The sequence below is a fragment of the Bacillus sp. FSL E2-0195 genome, assembly GCF_038003645.1.
Lineage (GTDB): Bacteria > Bacillota > Bacilli > Bacillales > Bacillaceae_G > Bacillus_A > Bacillus_A mycoides.
Genome location: NZ_JBBOPN010000001.1, coordinates 4504586 through 4525092, shown reverse-complemented (window position 1 = coordinate 4525092; position 20507 = coordinate 4504586). Strand labels below are relative to the sequence as shown.

Genomic DNA, 20507 nt, shown 5'->3' with positions numbered 1-20507 from the left:
ATGGATTTTCCAATTCAAAGAAGTAAGTCAGCGGTAATTTTCGTTAGTCTCACATTAGCTTTTATGTTTGTGTATCCAATTGTCATGCTTTTCACAAATAAAGAGCAGTGGATGTCAGCGTTGATTGGAATGGGTTTATGCTTCATTGTAAATGTACCAATCGTTTGGGAAATATTTATTAAAAAACATAAAGTGGAAAATGGCGTATTAAAATATGGTATTTTAAATGACGATGTTGTATTAAAAGATATAAGAGTTGTTCGTCAAGTTGGGAAATCACTTGAAATTACGACGAATGCATATAAAGTACATATGATTGCGATGCCGCAAGATATGACAAGTTTTTTGTCACTTGTTGAGAAAGAGAATCCACATGTAAAAATAGAAATGGTAGGTAAGAGATGAAGTATGTAAAACTTTTACCCCGCATTAACGGGCAGTAAGACTCCCACCTCAAAATTCGGCAGGAGCAAAGAAGTTAGGTGGGAGTCGGGCTGCCCGTAAAAGCCCGATTGGTGAGGGCTAATAATCAGTGGGGGATGAACAAAACCCCCACTGATTAAAGTTTCACTTTATTTTGTTTGTGCTTGTTGGTTGCACTAGAGTATATATGAAATGGGATTTGCCCTTATATGTCCCAATATTAATAGGTACTATCGCAGTGACGCTTTTATTTTATTTTCATTTTTAGCAAACAAAAAGCGAGAAAAATAGCTCCATATAAAGTAGGGGGATTAGAAATGAAAAAGATCTATATGTTGTTTTTATTTCTGCTAACTGCATCCATTCTTTTAATAGGATGTAGTGCGAAGAAAGAGAAGTCTGATGTTAGTTTAGAAAAGGCACAAAAAATTGAAATTGAATCGCTTATTGATTCGAGTGATAAAAAAACAATTACCGATAAGAAAGAAATCACAAAGTTGTTTGAATCAATCAAAATGGATGAGTGGGAAATGGAATCGGCTCCTTTAGATACTCCGCAAGGGAAAACGTTTAAAATGTATCAAGAGGATACACCGAAATTATTGGATTCGGGTAAAGATAAAAAAGAGTTACATGAAATTGGTACTATGACAGTATATAAAGATGTCCCTTATGTCGAAGTTGAAATGAAAAATAAGAAAATGAGTTTTAAAGTGCCAGAAGATGTGGCGAAAGATTTATTACAATATTAATAAAAAGACGCTCGGAGAAAATTCCGAGCGTTTTTCATTATTTTAAGTTCTCTGGGTTTAAAGCTTCTAGTTCAGTTACAACGAAGCGTCCGTCTTTACGGATTAATACGTCGTCGAAGTAAATTTCACCGCCGCCGTATTCAGGGCGCTGAATGCATACTAAATCCCAGTGAATGTTAGAGTTGTTGCCGTTCCATGCATCATCATAAGCTTGTCCAGGTGTGAAGTGGAAGCTGCCATCGATTTTTTCATCGAATAGGATGTCTCCCATTGGATGTAAGATGTATGGGTTTACGCCGATTGCGAACTCACCAACGAAACGCGCGCCTTCGTCTGTATCGAAGATTTTGTTAATGCGCTCTGTATCATTTGCAGTTGCTTCAACGATTTGACCGTTCTCAAATTTAAGTTGTACATTTTCAAATGTATAACCGTTGTAAGGAGATGGTGTATTGTATGAAACTGTACCGTTAACAGAATCGCGAACTGGTGCAGAGTATACTTCACCATCTGGAATGTTTAAATGACCCGAGCATTTAATAGCTGGAATGTCTTTAATAGAGAATGTTAAGTCAGTTCCAGGGCCAGTTAAGCGAACCTTATCTGTTTTATTCATTAATGTAACAAGGCTATCCATCGCCTTATCCATTTTACCGTAGTCTAAGTTACAAACTTCGAAGTAGAAGTCTTCGAAAGCTTCTGTGCTCATTTTAGCAAGCTGCGCCATAGAAGCATTTGGGTAGCGAAGAACAACCCAGCGTGTTTTCGGAACACGGATGTCTCTATGAACTTTTTTGCCAACTGTTTGGCCGTGAACTTTCATACGTTCACTTGGAACGTCAGCTTGTTCGTTAATGTTATCACCAGAGCGAAGGCCGATATAAGCGTCCATATCTTTCATTACGCTCGCTTCATATGCAGCGATTTGTTCGAAATGTTCTTCAGTAGCACCCATTAATAAAGAGCGATCTACTTGATGATCTTTTAAAGAAACGAATGGGAAACCACCAGCTGCATATGCTTCTTTTACAAGTGCAGTTACAAGTTCTTTTTGTAAGCCAAAGTTTTCAATTAATACTTTTTCGCCTTTTTGTAAACGAATAGAGTAGTTAATTAAATTGTATGCTAACTTTTTAATGCGTGGATCTTTCATATGTAAAGCCTCCCTACTAATTATGTATCCTCTCCTATTGTAACCTACTTAGTGGAATTTGTTGAATCATTTATGTTACAGTTAACGAATAAGTATGAAAATTCTAATGATAAGATAGGGATTAGAATGAAACGGAAAATGATTGTATAATGGGAGAAAGTATGAAAAAGATAAAGGAAGTGATGAAATGCAAGTTCTTCTATATGTAAGTGCGGCTATTATCGCGGTTGCTTTCGCAGTATTAGTAGTGTATGTATGCAGAACGTTGTTATCGGTTCAGAAGACGTTAGAAAACGTTGCGAGCACGTTAGAAGGTTTAGAAAAGCAAATGCAAGGAATAAGCGTAGAGACGGAGCAATTATTACATAAGACAAATGCGTTAGCTGATGATATTCAACAGAAGTCACAGTCGCTAAATAAAGTAGTAGAAGGTGTGGATGGAATCGGAACGACGATCCACTCTTTAAATACGAAGCTTCGCAACGTTTCAGAGTCTGTTACGGACGAAATTGAAAATAATGCAGATAAAGTGGCACAAGTTGTACAGTGGAGCAGTGCAGCAATTGAAGTATACAACCATTACCGTACTACGAGACAAGAGAAAAAGGTTGAAAAAGAAGAGCGTAAACTTGAGAGAGCTGAGCAGAAGGCTGAAAAGAGAGAGAAGCGCTCTAGACTTCGCATGAGAGGTGAGTAACGATGAGTATGATGAAGATTGAAACGATTGAAGAACTTGAAGCGTTAGTAGAAAAGAACGAGCCTTACGTTCTTTTTAAGCATAGTACGACATGCCCAATTAGTCACGGTGCATATACTGAGTTTCAAGCGTATTGCGGTGAAGAAAGAGAAGTGCCAGCATATTACTTATACGTACAAGAGGCGAGAGATGTTTCGAACCATGTTGCAGAGCAGTACAGCATTAAGCATGAATCTCCGCAAGTGTTATACATAAAAGATGGAATGGTAGTATGGCATACATCGCACTGGAATATTAAAAAAGAAGCTTTAGAAGAGAATGTAAAATAGGGAGAGGCAAGCGAAGGGCTTGCTTCTTTTTTATTTTGTTGCAATATATTTAGTGGTACACTAGAGATACTTTAAAACTAAGTAAATTGACTTTTGAAAGTGGGTTTTAAGCAATGAAGAAAATGGCATTATGCATCGCAAGCTTAAGTTTATTACTGGGGGCTTGCAGCAATAATACTATTGAGAAGAAGGATGAAGTTGTACAGAAAGATACGAAAGAAAAAAGTATGATTCCAAGAACTGCTGTTTCTAAGGATTACTATAGAACTGTTATTCCTTTAAAAGAACAAAAGGTAATTAATACAGTTAATGTTAAAACTAATTCTAAACTAGATTTAGCAGAATATGAAAATGGTTTAATGGATATTGCTTCAAAACAATTCGATACAGAAAATTACGTATTACAATTAAATCAATATATTCCAGAGAAAACAATTGATGAATTAGTTACGAAACAAGAAGTACCAGTTTTGACTAATATTATAGAACAGGACTACTTCGGCAAACAAAATTCAAATGAACTAAGCTTATCTGGCGTTGTTATTGGTTTATCTATGTCTTCAAGTGTATCTAATGAGGAAGCTATTTCTAAAGGTACTGAAGTCGCTAAGGGGCTTATAGAAGCTATTAATAAAAATGATAAATATAACAAATCTCCAATTACGTTTGCTATATTTAAGCAAGAAAGTACAAGTTCTTTAAAGAATGGTACTTATATTTCAAGCGCTACTGTTCAAAAGAACGAGACTAATCTTGGAAATTGGGATACTATTGATGAAAAGTCGTATTCGTATCCTTCTCAAGAATTTGAGGGGGCACATGGAGAAGATAATGATAAGCTAAAGGATTTTTCTAAAGCAATGAAGGCATTTTCTCCAGGAGATTATATCCCTGTTAATGCTAAGATTTCTTATAAGCAAAATAAGATGGATAAATTAAAGATGGATATTGTCGTTAAATATAACGGTAAGTCAGAATTAATGGCACTCTCTCAAACGGCTGCTCAAAGTATGTTAGAACAATTTCCTAAAGATGCTAAAGTTCAATTACAAATAAAGTCCGAGAATAAAATCGAGGCTGTTATTATAAAAGAGAAGAACAGCGATAAACCGTTTGTTTCTTTCTTATAATGAAAAGACAGTTTTTAAGCTGAGGCTACTGAAAAAGTGAATACTTCGAGAAAAACATTTCGAATTTCCTAAAGATGTTGAAAGAAGAAAGGAGGTCATTACCTGTACATAGTAGGGAATGACCTCTTTTTTCTTATGAAATAGACTCTTTCAGTGCCTTCTTTAAAGTGTCAGATTATGTTGATGTTATTCAAATTGGCGCTCGCAATATGCAAAACTTTGAACTGTTAAAGGCAGCTGGTGCTGTAAATAAACCAATATTATTAAAGCTTGGTTTATCAGCAACAATTGAAGAATTTATTAATGCAGCAGAATATAGTATGGCAGAGGGGAATGGTACTATCATTTTATGTGAGCGTGGTATTCGCACATATGAAACAGCAACGCGTAATACGCTTGATATTTCCGCTGTGCCAATTTAAAAGAAAGAAACACATTTACCTGTTGTTGTCGATGTAACGCATTCTACAGGGCGACGTGGCCTTCTATTACCGTTTGCAAAAGCGGCTATGGCAATTGGTGCTTTTGCTATTATGGCTGAAGTACATCCAGACCCAGTAGTTGCATTATCAGATGAAGCGTAGCAAATGGACATTCCAGAATTCAATGAGTTTATGAAAGAATTAAAAGCATTCGGAAGTAAATTATAAAAAGATTTCTTAGTCTATGTAGGCTTGTTACATAGATTTTTTACAAAAATTGACCTTTTTTGCATAAAAAATACGAAAATACGAGAAAAGAAGCGAATTTTTTCGAAACTTTTGCGGGAAAATATTGTATGACCCTGTGTTTTTAGCGTATCATTAGTAAAAGGAAGAACTCGGGACGATTGTTGGCATCTGCAAATAGAGTTGATGTCTTTTTTTCATTCAAGTGAACCGATACATAAAAATAGATAACATAAATAGAAGGAGTGTGCGAAGAGATGAACGTAACAATCTATGATGTAGCGCGTGAAGCAAATGTTTCAATGGCTACCGTATCACGCGTTGTGAATGGTAACCCAAATGTAAAGCCTACAACAAGAAAGAAAGTATTAGAAGCAATTGATCGTTTAGGATACCGCCCGAATGCGGTAGCACGTGGACTAGCAAGTAAGAAGACAACTACAGTGGGTGTTATTATTCCTGATATCTCAAATACGTTTTATGCAGAACTTGCTCGTGGAATTGAAGATATCGCAACAATGTACAAATATAACATCATTTTAAGTAACTCTGACCAGAACAAAGAGAAAGAGTTCCACTTATTAAATACGATGCTTGGGAAACAAGTGGACGGGATTGTTTTCATGGGTGAAGATATTACAGATATTCACGTTGAAGAGTTCAAAAAATCTCCAGTACCAATTGTATTAGCAGCGTCATTTGATGAACAAAATGAAACGTCATCAGTAAATATTGATTATACACAAGCAGCTTACGATGCAATGAAGCATTTTATTGAGCAAGGACATAAACGTATCGGTTTCGTCTCTGGTCCTTTCATTAATAAAGCAGGAAGCGCGAAGAAGTTACAAGGTTATAAAAAAGCTTTAGAAGAAGCAGGTATTTCATATGATGAAAATCTTATAATTGATGGAGATTACACATATGATTCAGGTATAGAAGCGTTTGAAAGACTTTGGGGCATGGATGAAAAACCAACAGCAATCTTCGTATCTTCTGATGAAATGGCACTAGGTGTAATCCACGCAGCACAAGACGCGGGATTAAACGTACCAACGGATATCGAAGTGCTTGGTTTTGACAACACACGTCTTGCATTAATGGTTCGTCCGCAACTTTCGACAGTTGTACAACCAATGTATGATATCGGTGCAGTAGCAATGCGTCTACTAACGAAATATATGAACAAAGAAAAAGTAGAAGATCACTCAGTTATCTTACCTCACCGTATCCAATTTAGAGATTCAACGAAGTAAGAATAAGAGAGCTCACAGCGATAGCTGTGAGCTTTTATTCATATTCAGGATACTGGTGTTTAACTACTGTATCTACACTTTCAGTTTTCTTAACATGTAAAAAGCGTGCATATAATTCTTTTCCTGTCTCAAATGGTGTGTCATCTAATTCGAAAACATGCAACACTTTTCTAAACGTCCATGTTACTTGCTCACCGTACATATTATCGTACGTATCTTCAGACTGTAGAGCTATCTTTTCACCTAGCTCATGAGCTTCCTCTAAACTGTTCGCCTTAACGAGAATGATACTTTCTTCAAAAAGTGTATCGTGATTCTCTTCATAATGTTCATCAATTTTACTAGGATTAGGCTCACCTGAATGGACAGATTCAAATAATAATTTTACAGCATACATATGGGAGAATCTCCTTATGCTGAATGTTTTACTTTATAAACAATACTCGCGATAAGTGAAGCGGGTATTGTAAATACGTTGCTTTGATAATGGTAATGTATTTGGGATTCTTTATAAGACATTCGCTACAGTTGGGGGTATTCCTTGTTATATGTCACACAAGTGCAAATTTAACTATTATAGGGCAATGTCATGTATAATAGAAAGAAAAGGCTTGTGAGGGGGGAGAAGAGATGATCGTTCTTTGGATAATTACGCTTTGCATGACTGCTATTTTTGCATATATGACGTTAAAACAAAATGGCTTAAAGCGATTTGTTCCAGGAAGTATTCTTGCAGGAATCGCCCTTATCACGTATGTAATTTCTATTTTTATTGAAAGTGTATCAGTGGACATGAGCACAAGTTTAATGTTCATGGGTATTACACTATTTGCAGGTAGCATTATGGTACTTATGGTTGCAGGTATTATTGCATTTATTCATATGAATTCGGAAACGTTATAGCATATAAAAAAAGGCATGTCCCGAGGGGGCATGCCTTTTTATCCGTTCAATTATGCTCTATCTTTAGAAGAGTTTTGTTGTTTTAGTAAGTCGCGAATTTCGCCAAGAATTTCTTCTTCTTTTGTTGGTTCTGGAAGTTCTTCTTTCTTTTCTTCTTCTTCTCTTTTAGATGTTAGTTTGTTGAAAACTTTAACAAACATAAAGATAGCAGCTGCAATAATTAAGAAATCAAAAATAGTTTGGATGAAGTTACCATACATAATAGATGATTTACCGAATGTAAGTTTTAAATCTGTAAAGTTAACGCCGCCCAGTACCATACCAAGTAATGGTGTGATGATATCTTTAACTAAAGAACTAACGATTTTACCGAATGCAGCACCGATTACAACCCCGACAGCTAAATCGATTACATTCCCTTTGAATGCGAATTTTTTAAACTCGTTCCACATGTGTTAATCCCATCCTTTCCACGATTCAATATGAAATTTATAATTCCTATCAACATATTCTATAGAAATTTGTGATAGAAATAAAGAGGAAATGGGAATGAAAGTAAATTCTGAAAAATGTATCCGTTTTAATTTTTGCTTACAGCTTGCAGTAGAGATTGGAGCATTTGTTGAGATTTTAATCCTTCTAATCCATCTACAATAGGCTGTGTATCACCTTGTACACATTGGATAAAATGATGAACAGCATCTTCAAATCCGCGCTGCTTTAACGTTGTCTCCCATGATGGTGAACCACTTTGTGAAACGGAGTTTTCTTGCTCAATTTCAAATGTGTTCATATTTTTTACGCGAATGATTTTACCTGCCGTTACAAGTTCAATTTGTTCTAAATTTGTACCTGCATGGCGGTGCATCGCCGTAGAAAGTAAAAGTCCATTTGCAGTTGTATATGTATGATGTCCGTAAAGAAGTTCGTTCTTTTCATTGATTTGCATCATATTATGAACGATGTTAAGGTCATCGTTAGCTAACCAGCGAGCAGTATCTACAATATGTAAGTAATCATCTAACATAGTAAAGTCATACGTATATGGCCCCACCTTATTTGTGCGGTGCTTTTCAATTCGAATCCATGAAGTATCATTAGCTTGCTCTTTGGCAGTAACGTACATAGGAACGAAACGGCGATTAAATCCCACCATTAACTTTCGATTATACTTTTCACTCATTTCAACTAGCTTCTCTGCTTGCTCAGTAGTAGCAGCTAGCGGCTTATCAACATAAACATCGATTCCTTTTTTCAGAAGTTCAGAAACGATTTCATAATGTGTAGCAGTTGAACTATGAACGAAAGCCGCATCACATTCTGAAGCGAGTGCCTGAAGGTTAGCGAAATCTTGAATACGATATTGCTCGCAAATTTGTTTTCTTTTATTAACATTAGGTGTAAACGCTCCCACAAAAGTCCAATCAGTTTCCTTTGTCAGTGTTGGAAGGTAAGCCTTTTGTGCAATACTGCCTAATCCAATCATTCCAATACGAGGTTTGCTCATGTTTTTTTCCCACCCTATTATAAATATATAAGTTGTCTAGCTGTATAGCTATGTGACGAAATAACTGTAGCATAGACTGGGGAGAATGGCAAAAAATAGATTTAAAAATGATACGTTTTTTATAGGAAATGAGCTTTTATTTATTTGTCGCTAACAAAATCTTCTCTATCTCTTCAAAGTTATGAACACGGGCATGCTCTAGCGGGGTAACACCATCGTTGTCGGGAATATTTACATCTGCACCGTGCTCAATAAGAAGCTGAATGACTTGTTGCTGTGTTTCGTTTCCATTACTTAGTACGATGGCTTCCATTAAAGCAGTCCACCCGAGATTATTTACATGGTTAACATCAATAGTTGTTCGCGTAAGGAGTTCTTTAATAACATCAATATAGCCATGTTCTGAGGCGGGGATAAGAGCTGTTCCGCCGTAACGATTTGTAAGCGATGGATCTGCACCGGCATCAATCGTTAGTTTTAAAATATCAAAGTAACCTTCTGCACCGGCGTATAGAAAGGGATTGTTTTTCATATCGTCTTGGATATTTACGTCAGCCCCTTTTTTGAGTAATGATATAACAGTATTCGTTTCTTGTTTCTCAGTAGCTGTTAGTAGTGCTGTCTCCATGTTTGTCATCTCCTTTTTAACTTCTTGTTCTTGTGAGCATCCTTGTAAAAAAATTACGCAACATATCATGCTTAATGTTTTTTTGAACATGGAATTTCAACCTCCTTTTGCAAGCAATTCGGTATCCTAATTTAAACTGTAAAATAGGAACATTAAATTTTTATAAACTGGTGCTAAAATTACTATAAAATCGCTTGAGTATTTGAACATATATTTTTATGCTTATGAATAACAAGGTTTGTTAAAGTGAGGATGTAAGATATGTCTATTAAAACAAGATTTTTATTTTCTTATATCGCTGTTATTCTCGTTTCCATCACGCTCATATTAGTCGCGGGATTTTTAATTGTTTTTTCCATAACAGGAGACTTGGAATCAGTGAAAAATTTCTATAAAAGTTCCTATATTCAAAAGCCGCTTACGCCAGAAGAAGAGAATACGTATATTGAATTGAAATTAGCGGCAAAGAAAAATCAATCACAACTATTAGATGAATCGTTCGTTTCATCACTTGAAAAAGAAGGTGTGAAAATAGTTGTAAGAAAGGGAGAAACCATTTCTTATGCTACAAAAATATTTGAAGGTGTATCTTTAAAAGAAGCCATTCCGAAATTTGAATCAGCAAATATTAATAGTCGTGGTACAACGGAACTAGGCGATACATTTTATCGATATGTAAAATTTGATTTTTATTTTCCCGGAGATGAAGAAGGGAGTATATTTGTACTAAAAAGGCAGAGTTCATTTGTCGATCTTACACAAAAATTATTTCCAATTTTGTTCGGAGCGCTTTTACTGTTAGCCATTTTACTCATAGGGTTATTAAGTTATTTCGTCTCAAGAAGTGTGATAAAACCAATTTTTGTATTGAAAGATGCGACTGGGAGAATTAAAGAAGGGGATTTAGATTTTCAAATTCCAGTTACATCCTATGATGAGATTGGGCGATTAAATCAAGGGTTTGAGGAAATGAGGAAGAGATTAAAAGAGTCGATAGAGATGCAAACACAGTATGAAGAAAATCGAAAAGAACTCATTTCAAACATATCTCATGATTTAAAAACACCGATTACATCTATTATTGGATATGTAGAAGGCATAAAAGATGGAGTCGCAAATACGCCAGAAAAAATGGATAAGTATTTAACGACCATTCATACGAAGGCAAAACATATGGATACACTCATTGATGAGCTCTTTTTGTTTTCAAAGCTTGATTTGAATCGAGTTCCCTTTCAGTTTGAAACGATAGAGTTAAACGTGTTTATGCAGGAATTATTAGAAGAGATGCAGATGGATTTAAGTGAGGAAGGTATAGAAGTTTACTTACAATTACAATCATCACCACTATATGTAACGGCTGATTGCGAAAAGATAAATAGAGTTATATCAAATTTGATTCATAATAGTGTGAAATACATGGATAAAGAAGAGAAGAAAATTACTGTAACAGTATTGAGTGATAACAATAAAGTTATTGTGAAAGTGATGGACAATGGGTCAGGTATAGAAGCTGATACGCTGCCGTATATATTTGAGCGGTTTTATCGTGCAGAGCAATCGCGAAATTCTAGCACAGGTGGAAGTGGACTTGGCTTAGCGATAGCGAAGCAAATTGTTGAAGAACATGGCGGGGAAATTTGGGCGGAAAGTAAGCTTGGGGAAGGTACAAGTATTTTCTTCTCATTGAAAAAAGTACAGGAATGTGGTGAGTAGAATGAAGAGAATTTTACTAGTAGAAGATGAAATAAGTATTGCAGAATTACAGCGAGATTATTTAGAAATTAGTGATTTTCAAGTTGATGTAGAGCATTCTGGAGAAACAGGCTTACAAAGGGCTTTACAGGAAGATTATGATTTAATTATTTTAGATATTATGCTTCCGAAAATGAATGGTTTTGAAATTTGTAAACAAATACGTGCTATAAAAGACATTCCGATTTTACTTGTTTCAGCAAAGAAGGAGGATATAGATAAAATTCGCGGACTCGGTTTAGGCGCGGATGATTATATAACGAAGCCGTTTAGTCCAAGTGAATTAGTCGCAAGAGTAAAAGCACATATTTCTCGTTATGAAAGATTATCAGGAAATGTGAGTAAGCAACGCGATACGTTATATATTCATGGAATTTCTATCGATCAGCGAGCGAGAAAAGTTTTTATAAACAATGAAGAAATTGCGTTTACAATGAAAGAATTTGATTTATTAACATTCTTTGTAACGCATCCAAACCAAGTATTAAATAAAGAACAGTTATTTGAACGTATTTGGGGACTAGAATCAGCTGGCGATTTAGCCACTGTCGTTGTTCACATTAGAAAGCTACGTGAAAAAATTGAAAGAGATCCTGCTCACCCGCAATATATTGAAACAGTGTGGGGAGCTGGTTATCGCTTTAACGTGTAATGTACCTGCCAAGTAATTGGTAGGTTTTTTATGTTAAGATATAAAGAGAGATAAAACATAGGAGAGCATGAGAGGGCGTGCTACATTTTGGGAGATACATTAAAAGATAATAAATCAAACAAGGCTTTAAAGATTGGAACCAATATCATACTTATCTTATTAATTATCGGTGCAATACAAATGTTTTATGATGAAGATTCTACGAATGATCATTTCGGTGGGTTATTTATGATGGTCTTTTTTGGAATTAAAATAATTTCTAATTTTATGATGAGTATAAAAGCAGGAGATAAAAAGTCGATATTCATTGATGTAGGCTTAATGATTTTTTTGTTCTTCTTGTTGTTTCTAGTGTGAAATATTTCTTTTGAAAAAAGTTCATATTCTTATAGAGGCTGTGAGCTTTCCTTAGTAATAACGGTACTAGTGTAACGATTTATAAAATGTTTGAGTAGTAGAAGTAAACTGAGCAGCTTCTTCTAAAAAAGGATAATGGTTACTCTCCTCAAATATCACAAAGATAGAATTACGTATACCCTCATGCATCTCGATAGAATATTGGATCGGGCACTGTACATCATGTCTTCCGCATATAATAAGGGTCTTTGTTTGGATGGAAGGTAAATTCTCTCTTAAATCAAATGACGGATATTCATTGGCGAAAGTATTCATCCGGCTAGCGGACATAGTTTTTTTGATTGGTTTACAAAAATAAAATTTGTAGTTTTCGGGTTTATACAATGATAATTTTGTTCTCTTAGTAGATAGTTCTTTCCGTTCTTCACTTGTAAGGTGAGGGCTTTTTAAAGTTTCGATGAGTTGTTGCATATAATGAAACTGAGGATGTGCTGGGTGATAAATGCAAAATAGTGTTTCGGTATAGTTACTTGCTGCGGCTCCAACGATGACTAATGATTGTAAGGAATTTGGATATGTAATCGCATATAAAAGTCCAAGCATACCGCCTGTTGAGTGGCCAGCGAAATGCCATGTTGGGAGTTGTAAAGCTTCTCGTATTGCTTCTAAGTCGTGAACGGTTTCAATCATACTTAATTCTTTTTCTGAATTGGCTTTTGCTGAGTTACCAGCGTTTCGTAAATTAATGAGCAATACACGATGCGTAGCAGTGAAAACATCCGCAAAGTAATCGCCAGTGTCATTAAATTGTGAATAGTGATGTGTAATACAAAGCGGTTCGCCATTTCCTTTTGTAAAGAGTTCGAATGTGCCGCGTTTCGTGTTGATTATTTGTTGTTTCCACATAGTGTCACTACCTTTTCTCATTAGAGTTGGGGTTAGTTCATTAATAAATAAAAAATATATCATCGATTCGACACGGAATATCGATTTAACGACAAAACACAACAATAGTAGCAAACAAACTATAAAAGAAAGGAGGCTGTTCAAAAAGCGAGCCTCCTCTCTGTTTAATATAAAGATTTTGTCATATTATTCCGAATAATTTCAAGAGATTTCGCTACAGTTAATGCATTTTTTTCTTCGATTTCTGGTTTTCTAGGGATAGGTTGATACATGTTGTCTGGATCTTCCCATGTAAGGGGAAGGTCGGTTTCTGCTTGTCCTTTCCAAGCGTCAATCCATTCTGGAGGGAGATAACCTGAGATGTTTTGGATGTTGTTCATTTCGAGCCAAATGAGTGCCCAAGCTCTTGGTACGACGCGCCAGTGATCATAGCCACCACCGCCGACAGCAATCCAGCGACCGTCGCAATATTCATTAGCGATTTCACGAGCGAGCTTCGGTATTTCACGGTAAATGTTCATCGTTGCGCAAAGGTGTGTAAGTGGATCGTAATAATGTGCATCAGCACCATTTTGCGTTAAAATAATATCCGGTTTAAAGTATGCTGCCACTTCTTTTACAACTGTTCGATATGAATCTAAAAATGATTCGTCTTCTGTAAAAGCGTCGAGTGGAACGTTAAAAGAATAATTATATCCATTTCCTTGTCCACGTTCATTTACTGCGCCAGTTCCAGGAAATAAATAACGCCCAGTTTCGTGTAATGAAATGGTGCATACGTTAGGATCGTCGTAAAAAGACCATTGTACCCCGTCACCGTGATGAGCATCTGTATCAATATATAAAACGCGTAAACCGTATTTCTTCTGAATATATTTCATTGCGATAGAGCTATCGTTATAAATACAAAAGCCAGATGCTTTCCCGCGAAAGCCATGATGTAAGCCGCCGCCTAAATTAAGCGCATGCTTTACTTTTCCGGAAAGAACAGCATCGACAGCTGTTAATGTTCCGCCAACGAGTAATGCACTTGCTTCATGCATATTTGGAAACATTGGTGTATCTTCTGTTCCAAGCCCATATGTCATCGCAATTGATTTTTCTAGCTTTCCTTCTCCAGCAAGTTTTACCGCATTTATGTACTCCTCTGTATGAATGAATGCAATTTCCTCATCTGTAGCCATTCTTGGCGAGATGACTTGAGAAGGGGAGATAAAACCACTCTTTTGTAATAAGTCATACGTAAGTGTGACGCGTAGTTGGTTAAAAGGATGATCAGGGCTAAAAGAATAGCCCCGAAAGTCATCCGAATAAATGAAGGCGCTGCTCATGCTTGCATCCCCATTATGTTTGGCCATAATACGCGGTAGCCCTCTGCTTCGAGTGCATCGATCACTTTTAGAGGATTCATCGTTTGAATGCGGAAAACGAGTACTTTATCATTCTCATCTTTTGCTGGATAGACGAGAACGCTCACAATATTTATTTGTAAATCACTAAAAATAGCAACGACTTTTCCAAGAATACCAGGTTCATTTTTCACTTGAATTTCAATTTGTGAACTTGGTTGATGAGCTCCTGTTAATTTTACTAACGTGTGCAGCACTGTAGATTCAGAAATGATACCTACGAGTTTTCCAGCTTTCGTAACAGGAAGACAGCCTATTTTATTTTCAAAAAATAAAGTCGCAATTTCCTCAACGAAATCGAGAGGGTGACAAGTCATAATAGGGTGTTTCATTATGAGTTCAAGCGGTTGCTTCAGCATATCGAGTGAAACTTGTTCATCTAAAATAGACGGACTTGCATCTCTTACATCTCGATCAGAAATAATGCCTACTACGTGATTATTTTGATCGACAATTGGAATGTGCCGAATACCTTTCGTACGTATCGTTCGGATTGCTGTTTCAATTGTATCGTTTGGATGTAGTGTTACTACATTTTGATTCATAATTTCTTCTACAATCATTCCAGTTGCCCCCTTTATTAATACATAAAACGATTGTGAAAACGTAGACGATCAAATGCTTGAATGGAATCCGTATCGACGCGTTTACCGATGCGAACCATTAAACAGTTAGCCGGGTGTGAACAAATTTCAGGATCGTCTGTAGCCATCCATTGTAAACCACCAGCATTCATCATTTTTTCCATTACTTTTCGGTATTCCCAAACATTTAAGCCTGTTTGTTTTAAATCCCAGTGCCAATAATATTCAGTCGTTAATATAATGTAATCTTCCATATGATCGTCCATCATTGAAACTTCTAATAAATTTTTTCCGACAGAGCAACCACGAAAGGCTGGGACAACTTCAATCGCCCCGAGTTCAATTAAGTTTTCAATCTTTCCTTCTGACCATCGCTCGAGCGGATCAGGATATAAGTATGTAACATATCCAACGATCGTTTGGTCATGTCTAGCAATAATGAGACGAGCTTCTGGTAATTTAGAAATTTCGACAATTGCTTTATATTGCTGCTCGGCAGGACGAAACGCAATTAAGTCTGGATGAAATTCATACATTTCAAGATTATGTGTAGAGACAGGACCTTCAATAATTAAAGTGCCTTTCGCTGTTTTTAAGTTTCTGGCATTATATATTTTTTTATGAATCAATTTATTGCTCACCACCTTGAGGGTTTGTGAATCTATTAATATCGTACTTTATAATATATGCGATGTGAATCGAATTTTGTCATTAAAAATTTGTCTAAAAATCAACAAAAATACTGAAAATTTTAAATAATGTCATTATAATAGATAATAGAATACATAGGAGGGGGATGTAAAGTATGAAAGTGGAAACGCTTCCTGTCATTAAAGGAGAAAATAATTTGCCGAATTATGAAGAGGCATACGTGAATTTTAACTGGGAAGAGGTTAATAAAAATTTTACTTGGAATGAAACAGGACGAGTAAATATGGCGTATGAGGCAATTGATAAGCATGCGAAATCAGATCGAAAGAATAAAGTAGCACTTTATTATCAAGATGGATCGCGAAAAGAGAAATATACGTTTAAGGAAATGAAGGATTTTTCTAATAAAGCAGGAAATGTCCTGAAAAACTATGGCGATGTTGAGAAAGGCGATCGCGTTTTTATTTTTATGCCGCGTTCCCCAGAATTATATTTCGCACTTTTAGGTGCAGTGAAATTAGGGGCAATTGTTGGACCATTATTTGAAGCATTTATGGAAGGCGCAGTTCGCGATCGTTTAGAAGATAGCGAAGCTAAGGTGTTAATTACAACTCCTGAATTGTTAGAGCGCATACCATTAAATGATTTACCTGCTTTAAAAACAGTCTTCCTTGTTGGAGACAATGCAGAAGAAGGCGGTAAAACTGTAGCGTTCAATCCTTTATTTGAACAAGCTTCAAAAGAATTACATATCGAGTGGTTAGGCCGTGAAGACGGTTTAATTCTACATTACACATCTGGTTCTACTGGTAAGCCAAAAGGCGTCCTTCATGCTCAAAACGCAATGGTTCAGCACTATCAAACAGCGAAATGGGTATTAGATTTAAAAGAAGATGATGTATATTGGTGTACAGCTGACCCAGGCTGGGTAACTGGAACAGCTTACGGTATTTTTGCACCGTGGTTAGTGGGAGCATCAAATGTTATTTTAGGCGGGAGATTTAGTCCAGAGGCATGGTATGAAGCACTGCAAGATTACGGTGTAACAGTTTGGTATAGTGCACCGACAGCGTTCCGTATGTTAATGGGAGCTGGACAAGACGCAATTAAAAAATATGATTTATCACAAGTGCGTCACGTATTAAGTGTTGGTGAGCCATTAAATCCAGAAGTAATTCGCTGGGGTATGAGCGCATTTGGACTTCGTATTCATGATACGTGGTGGATGACAGAAACAGGTGGACAAGTTATTTGTAACTATCCTTGTATGGAAATCCGTCCAGGTTCAATGGGGAAACCAATTCCGGGTGTGAAAGCAGCGATTGTTGATAATGAAGGAAATGAAGTGCCTCCATACACAATGGGGAACTTAGCAATTGGTAAAGGTTGGCCATCTATGATGCGTGGAATCTGGAATAACCCACAAAAATATGATTCTTACTTTATGCCGGGAGATTGGTACGTATCAGGTGATTCAGCTTATATGGATGAAGATGGATACTTCTGGTTCCAAGGGCGCATTGATGATGTAATTATGACGTCAGGTGAGCGTGTTGGTCCGTTTGAAGTAGAAAGTAAATTAATCGAGCATGCTGCTGTAGCAGAAGCTGGTGTAATTGGTATTCCTGATCCAGTACGCGGGGAAATCATTAAAGCATTTATCGCGCTTCGCGTGGGATACGAACCATCTGAAGAATTAAAAGAAGAGATTCGTCAATTTGTGAAAAAAGGCTTAGCAGCTCATGCAGCTCCAAGACAAATTGAATTTAGAGATAAATTACCGAAAACGAGAAGTGGTAAAATTATGCGCCGCGTATTAAAAGCGTGGGAATTAAACTTACCAACAGGTGACTTATCGACGATGGAAGATTAGAGAATATTTAAATGTAAGTATTATCGTGATTTGAAATTTTGAAAATAGAAGGTAAGCAAACATATTAGTTATGTTTGCTTACCTTTTTCAATGGGATTAAAGATTTAAAATAAAGAATAATTAACATAGCGGGAGGAGAAATACGTGATTACACTAAAGCCTATGGCCGAAGAGGAGTTTCAGCGTTATTGTGAGTATGCGATTGAAGATTATGCGAAAGAGAAGGTTGCTGCTGGAAATTGGAGTGAAGATGAAGCTGTTAACTTGTCCAAAATAGAATTTGACCGGCTGTTACCAAAAGGTGAAAAAACCGAGTACAATTACTTATACTCTATCTTTCATGATCAAAATCTAGTTGGAATGATTTGGATTGCGCAAAAAGCGCCTACAAGTAATGAGGCAGGTTTTATTTATGACTTTATTATTTTTGAGCAATATCAAGGGTTAGGGTATGGTAAAAAGGCAATGAAAGAACTTGAAGTGATTGCTAAAGAATTAGGAATGAAAAAAATTGGACTTCATGTTTTTGGTCATAACAAAGTTGCTCGTGGATTATATGAAAAGTTAGGCTATGAAATTACAAATATAAATATGATTAAATCTATTTAAGAAAGCTATTTATAAGTATTAAAAGGGGACTTCCTATAAAACAGTTGACTTTCGTTACGTAATTTGACGCCGAAAAGAACCGGATTTTTTATGGAAGAAAGAGTGTGTTTGAACCACACTCTTTCTTTTTGTATGCTATTATAAGAATGAATAACTTATATATATAAGTTAAAGGGGGCAGTAAAATGAAAACAGAAAAAGAAAAGATGATACAAGGGGAAATGTACATACCGGCTGATCCAGTTTTAGTAAAGGACAGGGAGCAAGCTCGTATATTAACGAGAAAATTAAATGAAACACCAGAAGTAAAGCTAGAAGAACGTAGTGCAATCGTAAAAGAATTATTCGGAACGACTGGAGATAACATTCATCTTGAATCTTCTTTTAGATGTGATTACGGTTATAACATTCACGTTGGTGAAAACTTTTACGCAAACTTTGACTGTACGATTTTAGACGTATGCCCAGTTACAATCGGAGTGAACTGTATGTTAGCTCCAGGTGTTCACATTTATACAGCAACGCATCCGCTTGATCCAGTAGAGCGCATAAGCGGATCAGAGTACGGAAAACCAGTTACAATTGGCGATAACGTATGGATTGGCGGAAGAGCGATTATTAATCCGGGCGTAACAATTGGAGATAATGCTGTCATCGCATCTGGCGCTGTTGTAACGAAAGATGTGCCAGATAATGTAGTAGTTGGCGGGAATCCTGCGAGAATCATAAAAAAAATAAAATAATATTTGAACGAAGCGCCTTCCTCGTCTGTATACATTTATGAAAGAATAGATGAGGGAGGATTTTTATATGTCCAATAAATTGATGCTTACTTTTGCTTTAATTGGAATTATAGTTGTGTTTTCTTGTGGTATGTTATTACCTATACCAATTGGATTTAAAATTTCAATGATTACATTTGGGATTATTATGATTGTTATTTTTTCAATCCTTATTCCGTTTGATAAGAAGTATATTGTACGAAAAAATGGAAATAAAATTGATTTTACAAAAACAAAAATATATTTTCGTTGGAATGTATTTGATACAATTTCGGTCTGTCTTGCAGTGTATGCATGTATATGTGTGCTAGCGTTAAATATTTTAGTTTCAACCGGCCATACGATTCAAAACCCATATATTCAATTTTTTACGAATCAGTCACAAGCATGGGTCATTGTCGCAAGTGCATATTTAATTTCCCGTATTTCATTAACGTTAAAAGGAATAAAGGAGATCAAAAAAAATGGCGCAGATTGGGATTGAGGAGGAGCTCATGCTTGCGTACCAAAATGGAGATAAGCAAGCTGGAGAAAAACTATATGTTTTAATCAAACCAGCGCTATATACATTTTTGTATCGATTTAATCGTGATGAACAACTGAGTATAGATCTCGTTCAAGATACGTTTTTGACTCTAGAGCGTAAGAAACATATGTATGAAACCCGAAAAGGAAAAATTAAAACGTATTTATTTCAAATCGGTTACCGTCTTATGATTAATAAATTAAATAGAAGAAAAAAGTGGCGTTCGCTCTTACCGTTTTTAGTACCAATGCAAGAGGTAGAGTTTTCCCACGAAGACCGGCTTACGGTAAGAGAAGCAATTTTGAAAGTTCCTGAAGAACAGCGAGCGGTCCTGATTCTTTCTTATTATCATGATATGCAGCAAAAAGAAATTGCAGAGGTACTGGATATTCCTGTTGGAACAGTGAAGTCGAGACTTCATAACGGGATAAAGAAATTAAAACAATTGCTGGAGGTGGATGAAATTGAACGAAAATCCCTTTAAGAATGAATATAAATTAAAGCAGCATTTAGATAGCGATCATGTAGAAATACCGGATTTTCCAAAAACGGTAAGCCGCTTCGAGCGATTTCTTGGATTTCTTGCTTCTCCAGCGAAAGATCCTGTGGAAGCGACGATTGGGAATGATTTATCGGTTGTGTTTCATGTGTCGTTATTAGTTGGTGTTCCAGTTATTTCTCTTATTACGATATTCCTTGCGACTTTATAAAGGATTGGTAGGGAAAGAACTCATACCTCTATTTGACACGCCTATATAAATGATGGTATAAAGAAAAGTATATGAATAATTGAGCGTGGAAAGGGAGAAGTAGTGATCATTTCCCTGTTTTAGAGAGCTGATGGTCGGTGGAAATCAGCACATAGATGATCGCGAATTACGCCCCTAGAGCATCTTTTTTCGATTGAAGTGTATTCAAAAGGGAAAAGACGGTGCTAAGCCGTTATGTAAATAAGGT

At 36.2% G+C, this 20507-nt stretch carries 25 protein-coding genes, 2 pseudogenes and 1 other annotated feature (1 of these 28 cut by a window edge); of the genes and pseudogenes, 17 read left to right on the top strand and 10 right to left on the bottom strand.

The window, feature by feature from the left end; genetic code table 11:
* The gene (locus MHH59_RS23350) at positions 1-405 is read left to right on the top strand and encodes a PH domain-containing protein (RefSeq protein WP_078177727.1); all 405 of its coding nucleotides are present in this window, start codon (positions 1-3) and stop codon (positions 403-405) included.
* Between the two features lie 335 nt (positions 406-740).
* Positions 741-1175, top strand: a complete 435-nt coding sequence (locus MHH59_RS23345; RefSeq protein WP_002129451.1) for a hypothetical protein — start codon at positions 741-743, stop codon at positions 1173-1175.
* A 37-nt stretch (positions 1176-1212) separates the two neighbouring features.
* On the opposite strand, the gene MHH59_RS23340 is transcribed toward MHH59_RS23345, so the two are convergent.
* Positions 1213-2328: an aminopeptidase gene (locus MHH59_RS23340; protein ID WP_340852453.1), complete on the bottom strand. Its 1116-nt coding sequence runs from the start codon at positions 2326-2328 to the stop codon at positions 1213-1215.
* 187 nt (positions 2329-2515) lie between these two features.
* Between MHH59_RS23340 and MHH59_RS23335 the strand changes: the two genes are divergently transcribed.
* From MHH59_RS23335 to ccpA, 5 genes and pseudogenes are all read left to right on the top strand, one after another.
* Entirely contained in the window at positions 2516-3025 is a 510-nt protein-coding gene (locus MHH59_RS23335) for a DUF948 domain-containing protein (RefSeq protein WP_050001013.1), read from the top strand.
* Positions 3026-3027: 2 nt separating this feature from the next.
* Positions 3028-3354 carry a bacillithiol system redox-active protein YtxJ gene (gene ytxJ / locus MHH59_RS23330; protein WP_002067603.1) on the top strand — a complete coding sequence of 109 codons (327 nt, stop codon included), beginning with the start codon at positions 3028-3030 and terminating at the stop codon, positions 3352-3354.
* A 113-nt stretch (positions 3355-3467) separates the two neighbouring features.
* A complete protein-coding gene (locus tag MHH59_RS23325; RefSeq protein WP_002129446.1) occupies positions 3468-4484 on the top strand; it encodes a CamS family sex pheromone protein in 1017 nt (338 codons plus the stop codon).
* Positions 4485-4654: 170 nt separating this feature from the next.
* Positions 4655-5134, top strand: a pseudogene (locus tag MHH59_RS23320) (bifunctional 3-deoxy-7-phosphoheptulonate synthase/chorismate mutase); the annotation flags it as partial.
* 275 nt (positions 5135-5409) lie between these two features.
* Entirely contained in the window at positions 5410-6408 is a 999-nt protein-coding gene (gene ccpA, locus MHH59_RS23315; RefSeq protein ID WP_002034370.1) for a catabolite control protein A, read from the top strand.
* A gap of 34 nt (positions 6409-6442) precedes the next feature.
* On the opposite strand, the gene MHH59_RS23310 is transcribed toward ccpA, so the two are convergent.
* Entirely contained in the window at positions 6443-6805 is a 363-nt protein-coding gene (locus MHH59_RS23310) for a DUF4288 domain-containing protein (RefSeq protein WP_340852451.1), read from the bottom strand.
* Positions 6806-6819: 14 nt separating this feature from the next.
* Positions 6820-6927 (bottom strand): annotated as a pseudogene (locus MHH59_RS23305) (DUF3949 domain-containing protein); the annotation flags it as partial.
* A gap of 111 nt (positions 6928-7038) precedes the next feature.
* Here MHH59_RS23305 and MHH59_RS23300 point away from each other — a divergent pair.
* Positions 7039-7311, top strand: a complete 273-nt coding sequence (locus tag MHH59_RS23300) for a DUF3917 domain-containing protein (RefSeq protein WP_002129437.1) — start codon at positions 7039-7041, stop codon at positions 7309-7311.
* Between the two features lie 50 nt (positions 7312-7361).
* On the opposite strand, the gene mscL is transcribed toward MHH59_RS23300, so the two are convergent.
* The 3 genes from mscL to MHH59_RS23285 all read right to left on the bottom strand — a co-directional run bounded on the left by mscL (position 7362) and on the right by MHH59_RS23285 (position 9536).
* Complete coding sequence (gene mscL, locus MHH59_RS23295; RefSeq protein WP_002015591.1) at positions 7362-7763, bottom strand: large-conductance mechanosensitive channel protein MscL; 402 nt, start codon at positions 7761-7763, stop codon at positions 7362-7364.
* A 128-nt stretch (positions 7764-7891) separates the two neighbouring features.
* Entirely contained in the window at positions 7892-8818 is a 927-nt protein-coding gene (locus MHH59_RS23290) for a Gfo/Idh/MocA family protein (RefSeq protein WP_002129436.1), read from the bottom strand.
* Between the two features lie 136 nt (positions 8819-8954).
* The gene (locus MHH59_RS23285; protein WP_340852450.1) at positions 8955-9536 is read right to left on the bottom strand and encodes an ankyrin repeat domain-containing protein; all 582 of its coding nucleotides are present in this window, start codon (positions 9534-9536) and stop codon (positions 8955-8957) included.
* A 171-nt stretch (positions 9537-9707) separates the two neighbouring features.
* On the opposite strand from MHH59_RS23285, the gene MHH59_RS23280 reads away from it, so the two are divergent.
* The 3 genes from MHH59_RS23280 (at position 9708) to MHH59_RS23270 (ending at position 12210) form a co-directional block, all read left to right on the top strand.
* Positions 9708-11162 (top strand): sensor histidine kinase, encoded by a 1455-nt coding sequence (locus MHH59_RS23280; RefSeq protein WP_016120905.1) that lies wholly within the window; start codon positions 9708-9710, stop codon positions 11160-11162.
* Position 11163: 1 nt separating this feature from the next.
* Entirely contained in the window at positions 11164-11853 is a 690-nt protein-coding gene (locus MHH59_RS23275; RefSeq protein ID WP_003191846.1) for a response regulator transcription factor, read from the top strand.
* A gap of 87 nt (positions 11854-11940) precedes the next feature.
* On the top strand, positions 11941-12210 hold the full coding sequence (locus tag MHH59_RS23270; RefSeq protein WP_002129432.1) for a hypothetical protein: 270 nt from the start codon (positions 11941-11943) through the stop codon (positions 12208-12210).
* Between the two features lie 66 nt (positions 12211-12276).
* On the opposite strand, the gene MHH59_RS23265 is transcribed toward MHH59_RS23270, so the two are convergent.
* The 4 genes from MHH59_RS23265 to acuA all read right to left on the bottom strand — a co-directional run bounded on the left by MHH59_RS23265 (position 12277) and on the right by acuA (position 15738).
* Complete coding sequence (locus MHH59_RS23265) at positions 12277-13137, bottom strand: alpha/beta fold hydrolase (RefSeq protein WP_373926371.1); 861 nt, start codon at positions 13135-13137, stop codon at positions 12277-12279.
* A gap of 143 nt (positions 13138-13280) precedes the next feature.
* A complete protein-coding gene (gene acuC / locus MHH59_RS23260; protein WP_002167566.1) occupies positions 13281-14447 on the bottom strand; it encodes an acetoin utilization protein AcuC in 1167 nt (388 codons plus the stop codon).
* Positions 14444-15088, bottom strand: coding sequence for an acetoin utilization AcuB family protein (locus tag MHH59_RS23255; protein WP_002167567.1), 645 nt, complete (start codon positions 15086-15088; stop codon positions 14444-14446). The genes acuC and MHH59_RS23255 overlap by 4 nt, the downstream gene beginning before the upstream one ends.
* 17 nt (positions 15089-15105) lie before the next feature.
* Positions 15106-15738: an acetoin utilization protein acetyltransferase AcuA gene (gene acuA / locus MHH59_RS23250; RefSeq protein ID WP_002112293.1), complete on the bottom strand. Its 633-nt coding sequence runs from the start codon at positions 15736-15738 to the stop codon at positions 15106-15108.
* Positions 15739-15914: 176 nt separating this feature from the next.
* Here acuA and acsA point away from each other — a divergent pair, with 176 nt between their 5' ends.
* The 6 genes from acsA (at position 15915) to MHH59_RS23220 (ending at position 20260) form a co-directional block, all read left to right on the top strand.
* Positions 15915-17633: an acetate--CoA ligase gene (acsA, locus tag MHH59_RS23245; protein WP_340852447.1), complete on the top strand. Its 1719-nt coding sequence runs from the start codon at positions 15915-15917 to the stop codon at positions 17631-17633.
* Between the two features lie 144 nt (positions 17634-17777).
* The gene (locus tag MHH59_RS23240) at positions 17778-18242 is read left to right on the top strand and encodes a GNAT family N-acetyltransferase (RefSeq protein WP_002129425.1); all 465 of its coding nucleotides are present in this window, start codon (positions 17778-17780) and stop codon (positions 18240-18242) included.
* A gap of 185 nt (positions 18243-18427) precedes the next feature.
* Entirely contained in the window at positions 18428-18985 is a 558-nt protein-coding gene (locus tag MHH59_RS23235; protein ID WP_002129424.1) for a maltose acetyltransferase domain-containing protein, read from the top strand.
* 67 nt (positions 18986-19052) lie between these two features.
* Positions 19053-19508: a hypothetical protein gene (locus MHH59_RS23230; RefSeq protein WP_002129423.1), complete on the top strand. Its 456-nt coding sequence runs from the start codon at positions 19053-19055 to the stop codon at positions 19506-19508.
* Entirely contained in the window at positions 19489-20034 is a 546-nt protein-coding gene (locus MHH59_RS23225; protein ID WP_002129421.1) for an RNA polymerase sigma factor, read from the top strand. The genes MHH59_RS23230 and MHH59_RS23225 overlap by 20 nt, the downstream gene beginning before the upstream one ends.
* Positions 20015-20260: a hypothetical protein gene (locus MHH59_RS23220; RefSeq protein ID WP_002129419.1), complete on the top strand. Its 246-nt coding sequence runs from the start codon at positions 20015-20017 to the stop codon at positions 20258-20260. The genes MHH59_RS23225 and MHH59_RS23220 overlap by 20 nt, the downstream gene beginning before the upstream one ends.
* Before the next feature lie 77 nt (positions 20261-20337).
* Positions 20338-20507 (top strand) — a binding site (T-box leader); it runs 59 nt beyond the window's last position.

Excerpts from the sequence above, each read along its gene's own strand:
- MHH59_RS23350 (WP_078177727.1), top strand. The coding sequence starts at position 1 with ATGGATTTTCCAATTCAAAGAAGTAAGTCAGCGGTAATTTTCGTTAGT.
- MHH59_RS23230 (WP_002129423.1), top strand. The coding sequence starts at position 19,053 with ATGTCCAATAAATTGATGCTTACTTTTGCTTTAATTGGAATTATAGTT.
- MHH59_RS23285 (WP_340852450.1), bottom strand. The coding sequence starts at position 9,536 with ATGTTCAAAAAAACATTAAGCATGATATGTTGCGTAATTTTTTTACAA.
- MHH59_RS23255 (WP_002167567.1), bottom strand. The coding sequence starts at position 15,088 with ATGATTGTAGAAGAAATTATGAATCAAAATGTAGTAACACTACATCCA.
- MHH59_RS23225 (WP_002129421.1), top strand. The coding sequence starts at position 19,489 with ATGGCGCAGATTGGGATTGAGGAGGAGCTCATGCTTGCGTACCAAAAT.
- ytxJ (WP_002067603.1), top strand. The coding sequence starts at position 3,028 with ATGAGTATGATGAAGATTGAAACGATTGAAGAACTTGAAGCGTTAGTA.
- acsA (WP_340852447.1), top strand. The coding sequence starts at position 15,915 with ATGAAAGTGGAAACGCTTCCTGTCATTAAAGGAGAAAATAATTTGCCG.
- MHH59_RS23345 (WP_002129451.1), top strand. The coding sequence starts at position 741 with ATGAAAAAGATCTATATGTTGTTTTTATTTCTGCTAACTGCATCCATT.
- MHH59_RS23340 (WP_340852453.1), bottom strand. The coding sequence starts at position 2,328 with ATGAAAGATCCACGCATTAAAAAGTTAGCATACAATTTAATTAACTAC.
- MHH59_RS23265 (WP_373926371.1), bottom strand. The coding sequence starts at position 13,137 with ATGAGAAAAGGTAGTGACACTATGTGGAAACAACAAATAATCAACACG.
- mscL (WP_002015591.1), bottom strand. The coding sequence starts at position 7,763 with ATGTGGAACGAGTTTAAAAAATTCGCATTCAAAGGGAATGTAATCGAT.
- MHH59_RS23325 (WP_002129446.1), top strand. The coding sequence starts at position 3,468 with ATGAAGAAAATGGCATTATGCATCGCAAGCTTAAGTTTATTACTGGGG.
- MHH59_RS23290 (WP_002129436.1), bottom strand. The coding sequence starts at position 8,818 with ATGAGCAAACCTCGTATTGGAATGATTGGATTAGGCAGTATTGCACAA.
- MHH59_RS23335 (WP_050001013.1), top strand. The coding sequence starts at position 2,516 with ATGCAAGTTCTTCTATATGTAAGTGCGGCTATTATCGCGGTTGCTTTC.
- MHH59_RS23275 (WP_003191846.1), top strand. The coding sequence starts at position 11,164 with ATGAAGAGAATTTTACTAGTAGAAGATGAAATAAGTATTGCAGAATTA.
- ccpA (WP_002034370.1), top strand. The coding sequence starts at position 5,410 with ATGAACGTAACAATCTATGATGTAGCGCGTGAAGCAAATGTTTCAATG.
- MHH59_RS23235 (WP_002129424.1), top strand. The coding sequence starts at position 18,428 with ATGAAAACAGAAAAAGAAAAGATGATACAAGGGGAAATGTACATACCG.
- acuC (WP_002167566.1), bottom strand. The coding sequence starts at position 14,447 with ATGAGCAGCGCCTTCATTTATTCGGATGACTTTCGGGGCTATTCTTTT.
- MHH59_RS23300 (WP_002129437.1), top strand. The coding sequence starts at position 7,039 with ATGATCGTTCTTTGGATAATTACGCTTTGCATGACTGCTATTTTTGCA.
- MHH59_RS23310 (WP_340852451.1), bottom strand. The coding sequence starts at position 6,805 with ATGTATGCTGTAAAATTATTATTTGAATCTGTCCATTCAGGTGAGCCT.
- MHH59_RS23280 (WP_016120905.1), top strand. The coding sequence starts at position 9,708 with ATGTCTATTAAAACAAGATTTTTATTTTCTTATATCGCTGTTATTCTC.